At 59.2% G+C, this 449-nt stretch carries 1 protein-coding gene; it reads left to right on the top strand.

Annotation, left to right across the window (positions count from 1 at the left end):
• A partial coding sequence (locus AC0QHF_RS29275; RefSeq protein WP_473113488.1) for a photosynthetic reaction center family protein occupies positions 1-449 on the top strand: 449 nt, incomplete at both ends.

A 449-nucleotide genomic window follows, 5' to 3' on the forward strand; every position in this document is an offset into this window, starting at 1 on the left:
GAAATCGCCCGTCTGGTGGGAATCCGTCCCTACAACGCGATCGCCTTCACCGGCCCCATCGCGGTGTTCGTCAGCGTGTTCCTGATGTACCCCTTGGGTCAGTCGGGATGGTTCTTCGCCCCCAGCTTCGGCGTGGCCGGAATCTTCCGTTTCATTCTATTCTTTCAAGGGTTCCACAACTGGACGCTCAATCCCTTCCACATGATGGGAGTCGCCGGCATCCTCGGCGGAGCGCTGCTGTGCGCCATCCACGGTGCCACGGTAGAAAACACCCTGTTTGAAGACGGTGAAGGTGCCAACACCTTCCGCGCCTTCGAGCCCACCCAAGCCGAAGAAACCTACTCGATGGTGACGGCGAACCGCTTCTGGTCTCAGATCTTCGGTATCGCCTTCTCCAACAAGCGCTGGTTGCACTTCTTCATGCTGTTCGTCCCCGTGACGGGCCTGTG

This window comes from Lyngbya sp. CCY1209 (assembly GCF_055795065.1).